The organism is Streptomyces sp. NPDC002076, from assembly GCF_053593835.1.
In genome coordinates this window covers 35134-52659 of the sequence record NZ_JBSFDI010000036.1, presented here as the reverse complement: position 1 = coordinate 52659, position 17526 = coordinate 35134, and the positions used below count along the sequence as shown (strand labels likewise).

Genomic DNA, 17526 nt, shown 5'->3' with positions numbered 1-17526 from the left:
AGGAGGGAGGGGCCTTTTTGAACGCGTTCAACTCTGGGCGTACGCTCCTCCCATGAGCGACAGAACCGCCCTGCTCAAGGGCATTCGCGTCTGGCTGGTCTTCTTCGTGGTGTGCCTCGTCCTCAGCGGGGCCACCGCCTTCCCCCTGGTGCACGAACTGCGCTGGACCGAGAGCGCGTTGCGCGCGCTGTCCGTGCCGGACCGACTGCCCGGGCTGATGGCCTGGATCTCCCGGGTGCGGGACGGGCTCGACACCGCCGACGCCGACTACCCGTTCCTGCTCTACGGCACCGACTGGCTGGCCTTCGCCCACCTGGTCATCGCCGTCGCCTTCTACGGTCCGTACCGCGACCCCGTCCGCAACATCTGGGTCGTCGAGTTCGGGATGATCGCCTGCGCCGGGATCGTCCCGCTCGCCCTGGTGTGCGGACCGATCCGGGGCATCCCCTTCTGGTGGTCGCTGATCGACATGTCCTTCGGGGTGTTCGGGGTCGTCCCGCTGTACGTCGTACGGCAGAAGATCAAGCGACTGGAGGCGCTCACGGCCGCTTGAACCGTGCCGTGATCAGCGGCAGAAAAACTGTTGTCCACCGGGCCCGCGCTCCGTCTCCTGCACGTCCCGCCTCCTCACGCACGGAGCCACTACGACGTGCTGCCGCCCGGCACCCAGCAGATGTGGCAGAACGAGTACTTCCACCTCGACGGGACCGTCACCCTCACCGTGAACGAACGCGGCGCCGACTACGGCCTGAGCGTGTTCCCGACGACCTGGGCCGCGGTCGAGAAGGACATCACGACCGGTCCCGCCCAGGGCGCCATCCGCTACGGTCTGGTCCGCGACACCGGCCAGGACTCCGCGCCCGTCCCGCAGTACCTCACCCGAGCCAGCCCGGCCGACGCGTCGACGGTGCCTCAACGCTCACGGGTGTAGTGCTCCTGCGCGGCCATGACCTCGTCCCCGTGCTCGAACGCCCAGGCGCCGAAGGCGTCGATCGGCCCGAGGAGCGTCCGCCCGAGCGGGGTGAGTCCGTACTCCACACGGGGCGGCGAGCCACCGTGGTCCCGCCGCTCCACCAGGCCGTTGAACTCCAGCCGCCGCAGCGTCTCGGTCAGCACCTTCTGGCTGATCCCGCCGATCCGCTCACGCAGTGCGACCGGCCGGCTGGGGCCGTCCCGCAGCGCCCAGAGGACCACCGAGTTCCAGGTGTTGGCGAGCAGGTCGAAGGCGAGCCGGGCCCGGCAGTCGGCGAGAAAGGCGTGGTCGTCGGTCACACACCGAATGGTGCCCGAGCGGCTTCCTACTGTCGTCCCCGTATCCAACAGGCGGGTAGAAGGAGGCACTTGTGCGCATAGGCATCATCGGGGCCGGCGCGATGGCGGCCGCGCTCGGCGGGCAGTGGGAGCGGGCCGGACACCAGGTGGTCGCGGCCGGCAGGTCGCGCGGCGAGGTGCGGGCGGCGGTGGAGCACGGCACCGACGCCGTTCTGCTGGCGGTGCCCTACGCGGCGGCCGTGGACCTGGCCACCGGGCTCGAAGCCGCCCTGCGCGGACGGGTGTTGATCGACTGCACCAATCCGGTGGGCGGCCCTGACTTCGGACTGCTCACGGCCGGCGGCCCGGCGGCGGCCCAGCGCATCGCCGCCGCCGCGCCCGCCGCCCACGTGGTCAAGGCGTTCAATCTGTGCCACGAGAGCGTCTGGCGCCTGACCCCGCCGGTGTTCGGGGGCCGCCCGCTCGCCGTACCGCTGTGCGGGGACGACGAGGACGCGCTCACCGTCGTACGACGGCTGGTGCGGGACCTCGGCTGCACGCCGCTGAACGCCGGGGGACTGCACCGGGCCGGGCTGCTGGAGGCGACGGCGGCGCTGCTGATCGGGCTGTGGGTGGGAGAGGGGGCGGACGCCCAGGCCATCGCGCCTCCACTGGAGTTCGCCGGTTCCTAACGGCTGCCGGTGCCGCCGATGCCGCCGCCGTTGCGCAGGGCGTGCAGGACGTCGACCCGGTTCGTGGTGATCGAGTCGACGCCCAGGTCCAGCAGGCGGCTCATCGAACGGCGGGTGTCCGGGGTCCAGACGGACAGCAGATAGCCGTCGTGGTGGACGCGGGCCGCCAGCTCCCGGCTCACCAGGGAGAAGCGGTAGTTGAGCCAGCGCGGGCGGACCACCTCCAGCAGCGCGGGCCGGGGCGGGGCGAGGCTCGTCCAGGTCAGCGCGATCTCGGCGGCCGGGTCGGCGGCGCGGACGGCGAGCATCGCCTCCGCGCCCGCGCAGTAGTAGACGCGGTCCTGGGCCCCGCTCTGCCGGACCACGTCCATGACCCGGTCCACCATCCGCCGCTCGACCCGCCCGCACAGGTCCACCATCACCCGGCAGTCGCCGGTCGCGGCCAGCGTGTCCGCCAGCGTTGGCACACCGCCCGCCGTGAGCTCGCGCACCTCTTCCGCGGACAGCGCGCCGAGCGGCCGGCCGAGTTCCCACAGCCGCTCCAGCGTCTCGTCGTGCAGCAGCACGGGGACGCCGTCGCGGGTGAGCCGTACGTCGATCTCCACCGCGTCCGCGCCCCGGTCGAGCGCGGAACGCAGCGAGTCGATGGTGTTCTCACGGACACGGTAGGGGTCGCCGCGATGGGCCACGGCGGTCACGGTCTGCATGCCCCCCATTGTGGGGGTGCCCCCTTGTGGGCCGTGTCAGGAGGCGAGCCAGGTACTGGTGTACGTGTCGATCTCCGCCGCGATCCGGGCCTTGCCGGCGGCGTCCAGGAACGACGCCTCCACGGCGTTCTTCGCGAGGTCGGCGAGGCCCCGCTCGTCCAGGTCGAGCAGCCGGGCGGCCACCGCGTACTCGTTGTTGAGGTCGGTGCCGAACATCGGCGGGTCGTCGGAGTTGATCGTCACCAGCACCCCGGCCCGGGTGAACTCCTTGATCGGGTGCTCGTCCAGGGTGCGGACCGCGCGGGTGGCGATGTTCGAGGTCGGGCAGACCTCCAGCGGGATGCGCCGCTCGGCGAGATGGGCGAGCAGCTTCGGGTCCTGCGCGGAGCTGGTGCCGTGCCCGATGCGTTCGGCGCGCAGTTCATTGAGCGCGTCCCACACGGTGTCCGGGCCCGTCGTCTCGCCGGCGTGCGGGACCGAGTGCAGACCGGCGGCGATGGCCCGGTCGAAGTACGGCTTGAACTGCGGCCGGGGCACGCCGATCTCGGGCCCGCCGAGCCCGAACGACACCAGTCCCTCCGGCCGGATCCGGTCGTCGGTGGCCAGCCGTGCCGTCTCCTCGGCGGACTCCAGCCCCGCCTCGCCGGGAATGTCGAAGCACCAGCGCAGTACGGTCCCGAACTCGGCCTCGGCCGCCTTGCGGGCGTCCTCGATCGCCGCCATGAAGCCCAGCTCGTCGATGCCGCGCCGGGTGGAGGAGAAGGGGGTGACGGTCAGCTCGGCGTAGCGCACCTGCTGCCTCGCCAGGTCGCGGGCGACCTCGTAGGTCAGCAGCCGGATGTCCTCGGGGGTGCGGATGAGATCGACGACCGACAGATACACGTCGATGAAGTGCGCGAAGTCGGTGAAGGTGAAGTAGTCGGCGAGGGCCTCGGGGTCCGTCGGCACCTTGGAGTCGGGGTGCCGGGCGGCCAGTTCCGAGACGATGCGCGGGGAGGCGGAGCCGACGTGGTGCACGTGCAGTTCGGCCTTGGGCAGTCCGGCGATGAAGGTCCGCAGATCGCGGTCGGCCGTGCCGACGGCGGGTACGGAACTGTCGGTCATGGGGTCCTCCCCGAGCAGGGCGCCGGCGGCCCGGTGCGGGCGCGGCGCGGGTGATCGGCTGATCGTGGTACGGACGACATCGTAGGCGGGCGGCGAGCGCGGACCGCTCAGCGGAGGGCCGGTGCGGCCGGTGCCGGCGCCGGGTGCGGTCCGAGGGGTGCGGTGTGGGGCGATCGGTGCGGGGGCGCCTGGTCGGCGGGTCGGTCACGTGGTGGAGGTGCTGTCTGTGGATGTCTGTGGGTGTGCCTGCCGGGGTCCGGTGTCGGGGCTCTGGTGACCTTGGTGGGGCGGGGCCGCGGGGGCGGGGCGGTGCGGCCGGTGCCGGCGCCGGGTGCGGTCCGAGGGGTGCGGTGTGGGGCGATCGGTGCGGGGGCGCCTGGTCGGCGGGTCGGTCACGTGGTGGAGGTGCTGTCTGTGGATGTCTGTGGGTGTGCCTGCCGGGATCCGGCATCGGGGCTCTGGTGACTTCGGTGGGGCCGGGCCGTGGGGGCGCCGCGGCGAGGCCTTAGCATGGCGGCACGAACGATCGAGGGGGACATGCCAGTGAGCGACGGAGCGCAGCCGAGTGGCGTCCCGGGGGGCGACCACAACCCGTGGGCGCCGCCCGAGCACCGCACTTCGCTGGAGAAGAAGCAGCCGGAGCCGCAGGACCAGCCTCCCGCGCAGCCGCCGTCCGTGCACGACCAGGCGACCATGACCTCCCTGCAGGCCGACGCCTTCGCCCCGCCCGCGGCTCCTCCCGGCTTCCCGCCGTCGGCCGCCTCCGGATTCGGTGTGCCTGGCACGGCCCCGCTGGGCGGCGAGGCGGTACCGCCCCCGCCGATCGCGCCCTCGGGACCCGGCATACCCGTACCGCCCGCTTCCGGTGGCTACGGCTACCCCGGCTACCCCGCGGGCTACGGCTGGCCCGGCATGCCGATGGCCCCGCAGAACGGCATGGGCACCGCGGCGATGGTGCTCGGCATCCTCTCCCTGTGCCTGTTCTGCATGTACGGCGTCGTCTCGGTGGTACTGGGCATCCTCGCGGTGGTCTTCGGCATCAAGGGCCGCCGGCGGGCCGATCGCGGCGAGGCCACCAACCACGGTCAGGCCCAGGCGGGTCTGATCATGGGCATCATCGGCATCGTGCTCGGCATCGCCGTGATCGTCCTGCTAGCTATCGGCATCACCGCCGCCATCCATGACACGCACTCAGGCCCCTACGACGACAACTCCGCCCGCGGCGCCTCGGTGACAGTAGCCGCCGACCGCTGAGTCCGGGGGGCCGTGGCCTTGCGGCACCCGTCGGCCGGAACCCGCCCCTCCCCTCGTGGGCGCCATTACGATGCCTTGATCGTCAACGGAGGGGAAACCGCTTCATGTCCAGCATCAACCCAGAAGCCGGTGGTTTCGGACAGCCGGCTCCGCAGCAGCCGCCGGGGTACGGACACCCGCAGCAGCCGGGGCCCGGCTACGGCTACCCCCAGTCGGGGCCGCCGTCCTACCCGCCCGCGCCGCCCGCGGCATATCCGCAGGCCCCCGGCTATGGGATGCCGATGCAGCCGAGCAACGGCATGGGCACCACGGGACTGGTGCTGGGCATCATCGGCGTGGTGTGCAGCCTCACCATCGCCATGGAGATCCTCGGGATGATCCTGGGCATCCTGGCCATCATCTTCGGTGCCATCGGCCGGGGTAAGGCCAATCGGGGTGAAGCCACCAACAGGGGCGCGGCGACCGCCGGTCTCGTCTGCGGCATCATCGCCACCGTGCTGCTGCCGCTGCTGGTCTTCCTGTTCTTCGCCAGCATGTTCAGCGCCGGCACGTTCTGACGAAGCCCGGCCCTGGTGCCGCGACGGACAGGGATCCGGCCCCGGGGGCCGCCCTTCAGGGCAGGCCCCCTCAGACCCCGGCCCGACGCTGGGCTCACGCCCACGCTGGGCTCACGCCCACGCTGGGCTCACGCCCACGCTGGGCTCACGCCCACGCTGGGCTCTGGCCCGCTCGGGCTCCGGCCCCCGCCAGGTTGCGGCCCGACGCAGGGTTCCCGGCCCCTCAGACCCCGGCCAGTCGCAGCGCTCCGGCCCGCAGTCGGGCCCCGGCCAGTCGCCGCGATCAGGCCAGTCGCAGAGCCCCGGCCCGTCGCAGCGCCCTGCCCCCCTTAGACCCCGGCCCCACACAGGGCCCCGACCCGCAAGCAGGACCCCACCCCCCTGCAGCGCCCTGGCCTCCTTCACGCCCCAGCCCGCTGCCGCGCCCCGGCCCCCGTCACGCCCCGGCCCCCGACAACCGCTCGCGCGCCTCCATGAGTGCGAACCCCAGCAGGTTCGGCCCCCGCCAGCGCTCCGGGTCCGAGGCCGCCTCGTCGTCCGCAGCGAGGCCGATGCCCCATATACGGTCCACCGGGCTCGCCTCCACCAGCACCCGGTCGCCCGTGCCCAGCAGGAACCCGCGCAGATCGTCGTCCGACGCGAACTTGTGCACGCTGCCCTCGACCACGATCCGGAAGCGCTCCCGCTCCCACACCCCGTCATCGAAACCTTGGACCAGCCGCCCCGCCTTCTTCGCCTCGGCGGGATGTCCCGCGGCGAGCACCCGGCGCTCCGCCTCCGCGTCCCCGAACAGCCGCGCCTTGCCGGCCATCATCCAGTGCTCGGCCGTCGCGTATTCGACCCCGTCCACCGTGAACGGTGAGGGCCACCACTGGCTCAGACAGCTCGCCCCGAGCCTGCCGTCCGGCCTCGGCCGGTGCCCCCAGAAGTGGAGGTACTTGATCCCAGACCCCGCCCGGACCTCTCTGATCAGGGATTCCACCCCGTCGATCTTTCCCATGCACGCGAGTCTGGCACGCACCACTGACAATCCGTCCGCCCTTTTCCACCCCCACTCGACATCTGGTCGACAGATTCCGTCGCGTAACCAAAAGGCAACAACGGAATCACTTGTTGGAGTCCTATTGCTCTGTCAGGATCGGCACTCAAATCGAGCTGGAGCTACGCCACCCACCCCCCGGGACGGGGCGAAACGGCGGAGGAGAGCGACATGCACAACCCGGGCACCGCCACCCCGGAACGATTCCCCGCCGAGGAGCGATTCGCCGAGGGCGCGCAGTTCATCGCGGGCCGGCCGACGAAGGGCACCTCGGGCCGTACCCACGCCGTGGTCGACCCCGCCACCGGCGCGGAGGTGTACACCTACGAGCTGGCCGGCACCGACGACGTCGACGCGGCCGTCGCCGCCGCGCGCGAGGCCTTCCCCGGCTGGGCCTCGGCCACCCCGGGCGAGCGCTCCGACGCCCTGCACCGGTTCGCCGCCGTGCTCGCCGACCGCGCGGAGGATTTCGCCCGCGCCGAGTCCCTGCAGTGCGGCAAGCCGCTGAAGCTCACCCGTGAGTTCGACGTGCCGGGGACCATCGACAACACCGCCTTCTTCGCGGGCGCCGCCCGGCACCTGCAGGGGCAGTCCGCCGGTGAGTACTCCGGGGACCACACGTCGTACGTCCGGCGCGAGCCGATCGGTGTCGTCGGGTCGATCGCGCCCTGGAACTACCCCCTCCAGATGGCCGCCTGGAAGATCCTCCCGGCGATCGCCGCCGGCAACACCATCGTGCTGAAGCCCGCCGAGCTGACCCCGCTCACCTCGCTGCTCTTCGCCCAGGCCGCCACGGACGCCGGCCTGCCCGACGGTGTCGTCAACGTCGTGACCGGGACCGGGAGAGAGGCGGGGGAGCACCTGGTCGGCCACCCGCATGTCGCCATGACCTCCTTCACCGGGTCCACCGCCGTCGGCAGGCGCGTCGCCGAGGTGGCCACCGCCACCGTCAAGCGCATCCACCTGGAGCTGGGCGGCAAGGCTCCCTTCGTCGTCTTCGACGACGCCGACCTGGAGGCCGCCGTCCACGGCGCCGTCGCCGGTGCGCTCATCAACACCGGGCAGGACTGCACGGCCGCCACGCGCGCGTACGTGCAGCGGCCGCTGTACGAGGCCTTCGTGGAGCAGACCGCCGCCCTGATGGAGAGCGTGCGGCTCGGCGATCCCTTCGCACCCGGCACCGACCTCGGGCCGCTCATCTCGCACGTCCAGCGGGACCGGGTCGCCGGCTTCGTGGACCGGGCGCGTGCCTACGCGCGCGTGGTGACCGGCGGCGAGGCCCCGAAGGGCGACCTGGAGCAGGGCGCCTACTACCGGCCCACCCTGATCGCCGACGCCGCCCAGGACAGCGAGATCGTCCAGTCCGAGATCTTCGGCCCGGTCCTGGTCGTCCTGCCCTTCGACAGCGACGACGAGGGCATCCGGCTCGCCAACGACACCCCGTACGGCCTCGCCGCCTCCGCGTGGAGCACCGACGTGTACCGCGCCAACCGGGCCACCCGCGAGATCAAGGCGGGCTGTGTGTGGATCAACGACCACATCCCGATCATCAGCGAGATGCCGCACGGCGGATACAAGGCATCCGGCTTCGGCAAGGACATGTCGGCGTACTCCTTCGAGGAGTACACGCAGGTCAAGCACGTAATGTTCGACAACACCGCGGTCGCCAGGAAGGACTGGCACCGCACGATCTTCGGGGACCGGTAGCAACCGGACATCAGCAGGAGCCGGCCGCCGCCGGGTGTGACGTTCCGGCCCTCGACCAGGCCGACCACCCATTCCTCCCGAAAGGGCACCACGCGCATGGAGCAGTACGAGCCCGACCGCTTCACACCGGTCGAACTGGCCGCCATACGGCGCAGCTTCCGCAATGGCCGGGCCGCGATGACCCGCCGGTCGCTGTTGCGCGCCTCCGCGGGCGGCGCGCTCGCGGTCGGCGGACTTGGGGCGCTGAGCGCCTGCGGCATCCCCGCGGCGACGAAGACACAAGGAGGCGTGTCCGCCGACGACCACTCGGCCAAGGAGAAGGTCGTCAACTTCTCCAACTGGCCCGAGTACATCGACGTGGACGACAAGACGAAGCGGCACCCCACGCTCGACGCCTTCGCCAAGCGGACCGGCATCCAGGTCAAGTACACCGAGGACATCAACGACAACGACGAGTTCTTCGGCAAGATCCAGCCGGAGCTCGCGGCCGGCCAGGACACCGGCCGTGACCTCGTCGTGCTCACCGACTGGCTGGCCGCGCGCATGATCCGCCTCGGGTATGTCCAGAAACTGGACCCGGCCAACCTGCCGCACGCCTTCGCCAACCTGTCGGACCAGTTCCGCGCCCCCGACTGGGACCCGGGCCGGGCGTACTCCTACCCCTGGCAGGGCATCTCGACCGTCATCGCCTACAACAAGAAGGCACTCGACGGCATCGAGGTGAAGTCGGTCTCCGACCTGCTCGACAATCCCAAGCTCAAGGGCCGCGTCGGCTTCCTGACCGAGATGCGCGACAGCATCGGCATGACCATGCTCGACATGGGCAAGGACCCGGCGAAGTTCACCGACGACGACTACGACGCGGTGATCGCCCGCCTGCAGAAGGCCGTCGACAAGGGCCAGATCCGCCGTTTCACCGGCAACGACTACACCTCGGACCTCACCAAGGGCGACTTCGCCGCGTGCGTGGCCTGGGGCGGCGACATCGTCCAGCTCCAGGCGGACAATCCGGACGTCGGCTACGTCATCCCCGACAGCGGCTACATGACGTCGACCGACAACATGCTGATCCCCAACAAGGCGCGCCACAAGACGAATGCCGAGCGGCTCATCGACTTCTTCTACGAGCCCGAGCCGGCCGCCGAGCTCGCCGCATACGTCAACTACGTGAGCCCCGTCGGGGGAGTGCAGCCCTATCTTGCGAAGATCGACAAATCGGCGGCGAGCAACCCGCTGATCCTTCCCGACAAGGCCATGCAGGCGAAGTCCCACGCCTTCCGCGCGCTGACGCAGAAGGAAGAGACGGCCTACCAGCAGAAGTTCTCGAAGCTCACAGGGGCGTGACGACGACGATGACGACACCAGACAACAGCGGCGACGTCCGCCTCTCCGGTATCTCCAAGACCTACGGCGCCTTCACCGCCGTACACCCGCTGGACCTGACCGTGCCGCAGGGCTCATTCTTCGCCCTGCTCGGCGCCTCCGGCTGCGGCAAGACCACCACCCTGCGCATGATCGCCGGCCTGGAGGATCCTTCCTCCGGCACCGTGCACCTCGGCGACCAGGAAGTGACCCATCTGCCGTCGTACAAACGGCCGGTGAACACGGTCTTCCAGTCCTACGCCCTCTTCCCGCACCTCGACATCTTCGAGAACGTCGCCTTCGGCCTGCGCCGACGCGGCATCAAGAGCGTGAAGAAGCAGGTCGAGGAGATGCTGGAGCTGGTCCAGCTCGGCGAGCAGGCGCGCAAGAAGCCGCACCAGCTCTCGGGCGGCCAGCAGCAGCGTGTCGCCGTCGCCCGCGCCCTCATCAACCACCCCAAGGTGCTCCTCCTCGACGAGCCGCTCGGCGCCCTCGACCTCAAGCTGCGCCGCCAGATGCAGCTGGAGCTCAAGCGCATCCAGACCGAGGTCGGCATCACCTTCGTCCATGTCACGCACGACCAGGAGGAGGCCATGACCATGGCCGACACGGTCGCCGTGATGAACGCGGGCCGCGTCGAGCAACTCGGCTCCCCGACCGACCTGTACGAGAACCCGAACACCACCTTCGTCGCGAACTTCCTCGGCACCTCCAACCTCATCGAGGCCGAGGTCGACACGAAGAACGGCGACGACATCGTGCTCAAGGCGGGCGACGGCAAGCTGGTGCTGCCCAAGGCGCGATGTTCGGCCCCGGCGACGGCCGGCGGCAAGGTGCTGGTCGGAATCCGCCCGGAGAAGATCTCCCTCACGCACGCCGACGACGCGGGGGACATCCCCGAGGGCCGCAACCGGCTGACCGGCAAGATAGCCGACGCGAGCTTCATCGGCGTCTCCACCCAGTACGTGATCGACAGCCCGGTCTGCTACGAACTCTCGGTGTACGTCCAGAACGTCGAGCGCGACGGCCGGCTCGTGCCCGGCGCCGACGTCGTCCTGCACTGGAGCCCGGCGCACACCTTCGGCCTGGACGCCACCCAGGACATCGACGCGGGCACCGAGGAAGAGGCGGCCGCCTGATGACGACCCTGACCGAAGCCGAGGCGCCCCCGCCCCTCGCGCCCGCGACCGAGGAGAAGAAGCCCCCGCGGGGGCGCGGCCGGTTCACCCCGTACTGGCTGCTGCTGCCCGGCCTGCTGTGGCTGATCGTCTTCTTCGCGCTGCCGATGATCTACCAGGCCTCCACGTCCGTGCAGACGGGCTCGCTGGAGGCGGGCTACAAGGTCACCTGGCACTTCGCGACCTACTGGAACGCGCTCAGCGAGTACTGGCCGCAGTTCCTGCGGTCCGTCTTCTACGCGGCCGCCGCCACGGTCCTGTGCCTGCTGCTCGGCTACCCGCTGGCCTATCTGATCGCCTTCCGCGCGGGCCGCTGGCGGAACCTGATCATGATCCTGGTGATCGCGCCGTTCTTCACCAGCTTCCTGATCCGCACCCTGGCCTGGAAGACGATCCTCGCCGACAACGGCCCGGTGGTGCACACCCTGAACTCGCTGCACCTGCTGGACCTCACCGCCTGGCTCGGCTGGACGTCCGGCGACCGCGTCCTCGCCACACCGCTCGCGGTGGTGTGCGGACTGACGTACAACTTCCTGCCGTTCATGATCCTGCCGCTGTACACCTCGCTGGAGCGGATCGACGGACGGCTGCACGAGGCGGCCGGCGACCTGTACGCCAAGCCCTGGACCACCTTCCGCAAGGTCACCTTCCCGCTGTCGATGCCGGGCGTGGTCTCCGGCACGCTGCTGACCTTCATCCCGGCGGCCGGCGACTACGTCAACTCCGAACTGCTCGGCTCCACCGACACCCGCATGATCGGCAACGTCATCCAGACGCAGTTCCTGCGGATCCTGGACTACCCGACCGCCGCGGCGCTCTCCTTCATCCTCATGGCCGCCATCCTGGCCATGGTCACGATCTACATCCGCCGGTCCGGGACGGAGGACCTGGTCTAAATGCCCTTCGTCAACTGGCTCAAGCGCCATCTCGTCGTCATCGCGGGAACCCTGACGCTCGCGTACCTGCTGCTGCCCAACGTCATCGTGACGGTGTTCTCCTTCAACAAGCCGAAGGGACGCTTCAACTACCAGTGGCAGCAGTTCTCCCTGGACGCCTGGAAGCAGCCGTGCGGTGTCGCCGACATGTGCGGTTCGCTGTCCATCAGCCTCCAGATCGCCGTGTGGGCGACGGCCGGCGCCACCCTGCTCGGCACGATGATCGCCTTCGCGCTGGTCCGCTACCGCTTCCGGGCCCGCGGCGCCGTCAACTCGCTGATCTTCCTGCCGATGGCGATGCCCGAGGTCGTCATGGCCGCCTCGCTGCTCACCCTGTTCCTCAACATGGGTGCTCAGTTGGGGTTCTGGACGATCCTCATCGCCCACATCATGTTCTGCCTCAGCTTCGTCGTCACCGCGGTCAAGGCGCGTGTGATGTCGATGGACCCGCGCCTGGAGGAGGCCGCCCGGGACCTGTACGCCGGCCCCGTGCAGACCTTCCTGCGGGTCACCCTGCCCATCGCGGCACCGGGCATCGCCGCGGGTGCGCTGCTGTCGTTCGCGCTGTCCTTCGACGACTTCATCATCACGAACTTCAACGCCGGCTCGACCGTCACCTTCCCGATGTTCGTGTGGGGTTCGGCGCAGCGCGGCACGCCCGTCCAGATCAATGTCATCGGTACGGCCATGTTCCTCGTCGCCGTCCTCATCACGCTGTTCTCGATGCTCGTCGGCAACAGCCGTAACAAGCAAAAGGCATAAGCCTTGTAGGGAGTTGAAATCATGGCCCCAAGCGCCATGAGTCGTGGCAAAGACAACTGGATCGCCTCTCTCTCCGAAGCCCAGCCGGTCCCGTACTGGCTGGAAGACCCCGGCAAGCCGCCCGCCGAGCCCGCCCTCACCGGCACCGACACCTGCGACCTGCTGGTCGTCGGCGGCGGCTACAGCGGGCTGTGGACCGCGCTGAATGCCAAGGAGCGCGACCCGCAGCGCGACGTGGTCCTGCTGGAAGGCCGCGAGGTGGGCTGGGCCGCCTCCGGCCGCAACGGCGGCTTCTGCGCCGCCTCCCTCACCCACGGCCTGCCCAACGGCCTCACCCGCTGGCCCGACGAGATCCAGAAACTGGAGGAGCTGGGCCGGCGCAACCTCGACGAGATCGAGGCCGCGCTCGCCCGGCACGGCATCGACTGCGACTTCGAGCGCACCGGCGAGATCGACGTCGCCACCGAGACCTACCAGGCCTGGGAACTGAAGGACTGGCACCGGGAGCTGGCGGAGAAGGGGCTCGCGGACGGCATCGAGTTCCTGGACGCCGACGCCGTGCGCGAGCAGGTGAACTCGCCCACCTTCGAGGCCGGCCTGTGGGACCGACGGGGCGTGGCGATGCTGCACCCGGCGAAGCTGGCCTGGGGCCTGAAGAAGGCGTGCCTGAAGCTCGGGGTGCGGGTGTACGAGCACACGCCCGCGCTGACCCTGAAGCCGTACGGCGCCGGCATGGCCGTACGCACGCCGTACGGCGCGGTCCGCGCCCGCCGGGTCGCGCTCGGCACCAACATCTTCCCCAGCCTGCTGCGCCGCGTGCGCTCCTACACCGTCCCGGTCTACGACTACGCGCTGATGACCGAGCCGCTGAGCGACGCGCAACTGGAGTCGATCGGCTGGAAGAACCGGCAGGGACTCGGCGACTCGGCCAACCAGTTCCACTACTTCCGCCTCTCCGCCGACAACCGGATCCTGTGGGGCGGCTACGACGCGATCCACCACTACGGCGGCCGGGTGCGCGCCGAGTACGACGACCGGCCGGAGACGTACGCCAAGCTCGCCGGCCACTTCTTCACCTGTTTCCCGCAGCTGGAAGGCGTCCGCTTCACCCACGCCTGGGGCGGCGCGATCGACACCTGCTCGCGCTTCTCGGCGTTCTTCGGCACGGCGCACCAGGGGAAGGTCGCGTACGCGGCCGGGTACACCGGCCTGGGCGTCGGCGCCACCCGCTTCGGCGCGGACGTGATGCTCGACCTGCTGGACGGGGAGCGCACCGAGCGGACCGAGCTGGAGATGGTCCGCAAGAAGCCGCTGCCGTTCCCGCCCGAGCCGTTCGCCTGGACCGGGATCGCCCTCACCAAGTGGTCCCTGGCCCGCGCGGACGCGCACGGCGGCCGCCGCAATCTGTGGCTGCGGACGATGGACCGGCTGGGGCTGGGCTTCGACAGCTGAGGCAGGGCCGGGGCTTTTACCCGCCCCTCATGGCTGCGTCAAGCCCCGAGATTACGGAGCATGACCCTGCTCCCGTGATCCGGCGTACTGGAAGCACGGGCCTCACCGGGAGGCACCGACTTCGACACACCGGATCAGCAGGAGAAGATCATGAGTCTCATCACTCGCGTCACCCGCAAGCACGACGACAGCCGGTCCAGGCGCCGCCTGGCCGGCCTGGCGACGGCGGTGGCCTCCGCCGCCGTCGTCGCCGGAGGCGTCATGCTGCCGGCGGCGGCCGCCACGGCGGCGCCGATGCACCCGGCGTCCGCGGTCTCCATGACTCCCCGGCACGACCATCACGACGGGGACTACTGGGACGACCACGATGGGGACCAGTGGGAGCACCACGACCACTGGCACTACTACTGGGACCACGATCACCACTGCTACTACTGGGTGTACGACTGGGGCCCGAACTACGACTAGGCCGTTTCTGACGGCTCTGCCGAGCGGGCGCGCACGGCGCGCCGGCTCGGCAGAGCCGGCGTTCGTGCGTGTGGGGGAACAGCAGTGACACCGCGGCCCTGCATCGTGCACGGGCCACTTGAACCTGCAGCGGACGCCCTGGTGGGGGAGCAGGTGCCCTGCGACCGGGCATCGGCGCTCGCCGTCGCGGCGGAACTGGCGGATGGTTCGGACGGTGAGGAGGCCGTCGAGCTGGGGAGGACGTCCGTCGTCTGCTCTCCCCGCCCCTCTCCGAACAGGTCCTGCACACCGTGTGGCCGGCAGCAGCCGGGGCACGCTTCGACCCGGCAGGCCACGGGATGGACACGCGTGCCTGGCTGGCGGAGCTCTCGGAGCTGTCCACGGACCGCATCCGGCGCGCCCAACGCTCCTACGTCCTGCCGCCAGTACGGCCGGTGCGGGACGAGGCACTGTGCCGGGCGGTCGAAACGGAGATACGGGATCACGCAGTCGGCCTGGACCGCACAACTTTGGGCCTGGCCTCCGCCCTGGAGCAGGTCGCCGTCCAGGCCGACGCCGATCTCGGCTTCCGTCTCTTCCTGCGGGCGCTGAAGGCGTCCGGCACGGAGATCGGAAAGGAACGCCACGACCGGTTCCTCGCCTTGGCCGAGCGGCTGGAATACCCACTCGCGGTCGTGCACGACGGACTCGACGTGCGCTGGCCGCCTGTCGACTCCCGGCGGCGGGATGCCTCGGGGGACTTCGGCCTGTCCGGACTCGCCGCGCGCTTCGCCGGTCCGTGGCACAGCCACACGGCCCGGGAGACCGTCAGTGACCACGTTGCCTTTGCCGCTATGGGACGGGGCAGGCCATCGAGCTGTCCGGCATCGACGCACGCCGATGGCTGGAAGAGATCGCCGAGGTGTGCGAGGAGCGGCTTCGCCAGGTCGCTCCGGCATACACCCCTGGCCTGCAACTCGTCGACGCCGAACTGGCCGAGATCGTGCCCAGTGCGAGGGCATCGCTCGGCGGTTCGGATACGGCGAGTTCCACCTCCTCCAGATCGAGCACCTGATCCGGCGTTTCCAAGCGAGCCCAGGGGACGGGGACGGCTAGCGTCCGGAAACCTTGACAACAGGATTGGTCTGGACCAAGTTGAGTGCGCTCCACCCTCCAACTCCCCCGACACCGGAGGCTCTTGTGGAACGCGCCCCCCTTGCCCCACGCGGCCCACGCCCCCCGCGCGCACGACGTCCCAGATCCGTCCTCGCCCTCCTCACGGCCGCCCTGCTGGCCGTGCCCGGCATCACCGCGCTCTCGGCGGCCGCCCGCGCGGCCGACGCGAACATCGCGCGGAACGGCGGATTCGAGTCCGGTCTCGACGGCTGGACCTGCACGTCGGGTACGACGGTCGACTCGCCCGTGCACAGCGGCAGTTCCGCGCTGCGGGCGACCCCGGCCGGCAGTGACGACGCCCAGTGCACACAGACGGTGACCGTCCAGCCCAACGCGCAGTACACGCTGTCCGGTTACGTCCGTGGCTCGTACGTCTACCTCGGCGCGAACGGCACCGGCACCACCGACGTCTCCACCTGGACCCAGTCCGCCCCCGACTGGCAGCAGCTGACCACCACCTTCACCACCGGCGCGACCACCACGCAGGTCACCGTCTACACGCACGGCTGGTACGGCACGGGCACCTACTACGCCGACGACATCTCCCTCGTCGGCCCCGCCGGCAGCGGCACCGGACAGCCGCCCGCCGCGCCCACCGGCCTGAGGACCACCGCGGTCACCTCGTCCTCCGTGGCCCTGTCCTGGTCGGCGGTCAGCGGCGCCACGAGCTACACCGTCTACCGCGACGGGACCAAGTCCCAGACGGTGAGCGGCACTTCGGCCACCGTGACCGGGCTGTCCGCCTCGACCGCGTACGGCTTCCAGGTCACCGCGAGCAACGACGCCGGCGAGTCCGCGAAGTCCGCCGTCGTCACCGCCACCACCAGCGCGGGCACCGGCACCGGCGGCGGCTCCGCCGACCTGCCCACCCACGCCCTCGTCGGCTACCTGCACGCGAGCTTCGCCAACGGCTCCGGCTACACCCGCCTGGCCGAGGTACCCGACAGCTGGGACGTCGTCGACCTGGCCTTCGGCGAACCCACCTCGCCCACCTCGGGAGACATCCGCTTCAACCGCTGCCCGGTCACCGAGTGCCCGAACGTGGAGAGCGACGCCGACTTCAAGGCCGCGATCAAGGCCAAGCAGGCGGCCGGCAAGAAGGTGCTGATCTCCATCGGCGGCCAGAACGGCCAGGTCCAGCTCACGACCACCGCCGCCCGGGACACCTTCGTCTCCTCGGTCTCGAACATCATCGACACCTACGGCCTCGACGGCCTCGACATCGACTTCGAGGGCCACTCCCTGTCCCTCGACACGAGCGACACCGACTTCAAGAACCCGACGACCCCCGCGATCGTCAACCTCATCTCCGCCCTGAAGACCCTGAAGGCGAAATACGGGTCGAAGTTCGTGCTCTCGATGGCACCGGAGACGTTCTTCGTGCAGATGGGCTACCAGTACTACGGCACCGGCAAGTGGGGCGGCCAGGACCCGCGCTGCGGGGCGTACCTCCCGGTCATCTACGCGCTGCGCGACGACCTCACGCTCCTGCACGTCCAGGACTACAACTCCGGGCCGATCATGGGCCTGGACAACCAGTACCACTCCATGGGCGGCGCCGACTTCCACATCGCCATGACCGACATGCTGCTCACCGGCTTCCCGGTCGCGGGCGACCCGAACAACGTCTTCCCGCCGCTGCGCCCCGACCAGGTGGCGATCGGCATGCCGGCGTCCACGAACGCGGGCAACGGCTATGTGGCCCCCTCCGAGGTCACCAGGACCCTGGACTGCCTGACGAAGAGGACGAACTGCGGCTCCTATCCGACTCATGGGACCTGGCCCGCGCTGCGCGGTCTGATGACGTGGTCGGTGAACTGGGACCGCTACTCGAACTGGGAGTTCCAGGACACCTTCGACGCGTACTTCGGCTGACGACCAGGCTCAGCGTGGTCAGCAGCAC

Annotated in this window: 16 protein-coding genes and 1 pseudogene; 13 read left to right on the top strand and 4 right to left on the bottom strand. The window is 70.2% G+C overall.

The window, feature by feature from the left end; all coding sequences use genetic code 11:
• The first annotated feature begins 52 nt into the window (after positions 1-52).
• Both ACWCQS_RS42870 and ACWCQS_RS42865 read left to right on the top strand, forming a co-directional pair.
• Positions 53-553, top strand: coding sequence for a hypothetical protein (locus ACWCQS_RS42870; RefSeq protein ID WP_451009545.1), 501 nt, complete (start codon positions 53-55; stop codon positions 551-553).
• 90 nt (positions 554-643) lie between these two features.
• Positions 644-931 (top strand): annotated as a pseudogene (locus tag ACWCQS_RS42865) (sigma-70 family RNA polymerase sigma factor); the annotation flags it as partial.
• Here ACWCQS_RS42865 and ACWCQS_RS42860 read toward each other — a convergent pair.
• Positions 913-1272, bottom strand: coding sequence for a winged helix-turn-helix transcriptional regulator (locus ACWCQS_RS42860; protein WP_451009544.1), 360 nt, complete (start codon positions 1270-1272; stop codon positions 913-915). The pseudogene ACWCQS_RS42865 and the gene ACWCQS_RS42860 overlap by 19 nt on opposite strands.
• Before the next feature lie 71 nt (positions 1273-1343).
• On the opposite strand from ACWCQS_RS42860, the gene ACWCQS_RS42855 reads away from it, so the two are divergent.
• Positions 1344-1943 carry an NADPH-dependent F420 reductase gene (locus ACWCQS_RS42855; RefSeq protein ID WP_451009543.1) on the top strand — a complete coding sequence of 200 codons (600 nt, stop codon included), beginning with the start codon at positions 1344-1346 and terminating at the stop codon, positions 1941-1943.
• Here the strand turns inward: ACWCQS_RS42855 and ACWCQS_RS42850 are convergent.
• Entirely contained in the window at positions 1940-2650 is a 711-nt protein-coding gene (locus ACWCQS_RS42850; RefSeq protein ID WP_451009542.1) for a glycerophosphodiester phosphodiesterase, read from the bottom strand. The genes ACWCQS_RS42855 and ACWCQS_RS42850 overlap by 4 nt on opposite strands.
• Positions 2651-2686: 36 nt before the next feature.
• A complete protein-coding gene (locus tag ACWCQS_RS42845; protein ID WP_451009541.1) occupies positions 2687-3754 on the bottom strand; it encodes an adenosine deaminase in 1068 nt (355 codons plus the stop codon).
• A 537-nt stretch (positions 3755-4291) separates the two neighbouring features.
• On the opposite strand from ACWCQS_RS42845, the gene ACWCQS_RS42840 reads away from it, so the two are divergent.
• A complete protein-coding gene (locus tag ACWCQS_RS42840; RefSeq protein ID WP_451009556.1) occupies positions 4292-5008 on the top strand; it encodes a DUF4190 domain-containing protein in 717 nt (238 codons plus the stop codon).
• Between the two features lie 104 nt (positions 5009-5112).
• The gene (locus tag ACWCQS_RS42835; protein ID WP_451009540.1) at positions 5113-5565 is read left to right on the top strand and encodes a DUF4190 domain-containing protein; all 453 of its coding nucleotides are present in this window, start codon (positions 5113-5115) and stop codon (positions 5563-5565) included.
• A 436-nt stretch (positions 5566-6001) separates the two neighbouring features.
• Here ACWCQS_RS42835 and ACWCQS_RS42830 read toward each other — a convergent pair whose 3' ends face one another.
• On the bottom strand, positions 6002-6565 hold the full coding sequence (locus tag ACWCQS_RS42830; RefSeq protein WP_451009539.1) for an NADAR family protein: 564 nt from the start codon (positions 6563-6565) through the stop codon (positions 6002-6004).
• Between the two features lie 210 nt (positions 6566-6775).
• On the opposite strand from ACWCQS_RS42830, the gene ACWCQS_RS42825 reads away from it, so the two are divergent.
• From ACWCQS_RS42825 to ACWCQS_RS42790, 8 genes are all read left to right on the top strand, one after another.
• The gene (locus ACWCQS_RS42825; protein ID WP_451009538.1) at positions 6776-8311 is read left to right on the top strand and encodes a gamma-aminobutyraldehyde dehydrogenase; all 1536 of its coding nucleotides are present in this window, start codon (positions 6776-6778) and stop codon (positions 8309-8311) included.
• Between the two features lie 96 nt (positions 8312-8407).
• Positions 8408-9655: an ABC transporter substrate-binding protein gene (locus ACWCQS_RS42820; protein WP_451009537.1), complete on the top strand. Its 1248-nt coding sequence runs from the start codon at positions 8408-8410 to the stop codon at positions 9653-9655.
• 8 nt (positions 9656-9663) lie between these two features.
• Positions 9664-10812 (top strand): ABC transporter ATP-binding protein, encoded by a 1149-nt coding sequence (locus ACWCQS_RS42815; RefSeq protein WP_451009536.1) that lies wholly within the window; start codon positions 9664-9666, stop codon positions 10810-10812.
• Positions 10812-11747, top strand: a complete 936-nt coding sequence (locus ACWCQS_RS42810; RefSeq protein ID WP_451009535.1) for an ABC transporter permease — start codon at positions 10812-10814, stop codon at positions 11745-11747. Before ACWCQS_RS42815 ends, ACWCQS_RS42810 begins: the two co-directional genes overlap by 1 nt.
• Positions 11748-12548 carry an ABC transporter permease gene (locus ACWCQS_RS42805; protein WP_451009534.1) on the top strand — a complete coding sequence of 267 codons (801 nt, stop codon included), beginning with the start codon at positions 11748-11750 and terminating at the stop codon, positions 12546-12548.
• A 21-nt stretch (positions 12549-12569) separates the two neighbouring features.
• Positions 12570-14000, top strand: a complete 1431-nt coding sequence (locus tag ACWCQS_RS42800) for an NAD(P)/FAD-dependent oxidoreductase (protein WP_451009533.1) — start codon at positions 12570-12572, stop codon at positions 13998-14000.
• 150 nt (positions 14001-14150) lie between these two features.
• Positions 14151-14468 carry a hypothetical protein gene (locus tag ACWCQS_RS42795; protein ID WP_451009532.1) on the top strand — a complete coding sequence of 106 codons (318 nt, stop codon included), beginning with the start codon at positions 14151-14153 and terminating at the stop codon, positions 14466-14468.
• Positions 14469-15647: 1179 nt separating this feature from the next.
• Positions 15648-17498: a chitinase gene (locus ACWCQS_RS42790; RefSeq protein ID WP_451009531.1), complete on the top strand. Its 1851-nt coding sequence runs from the start codon at positions 15648-15650 to the stop codon at positions 17496-17498.
• The last annotated feature ends 28 nt before the right edge of the window (positions 17499-17526 follow it).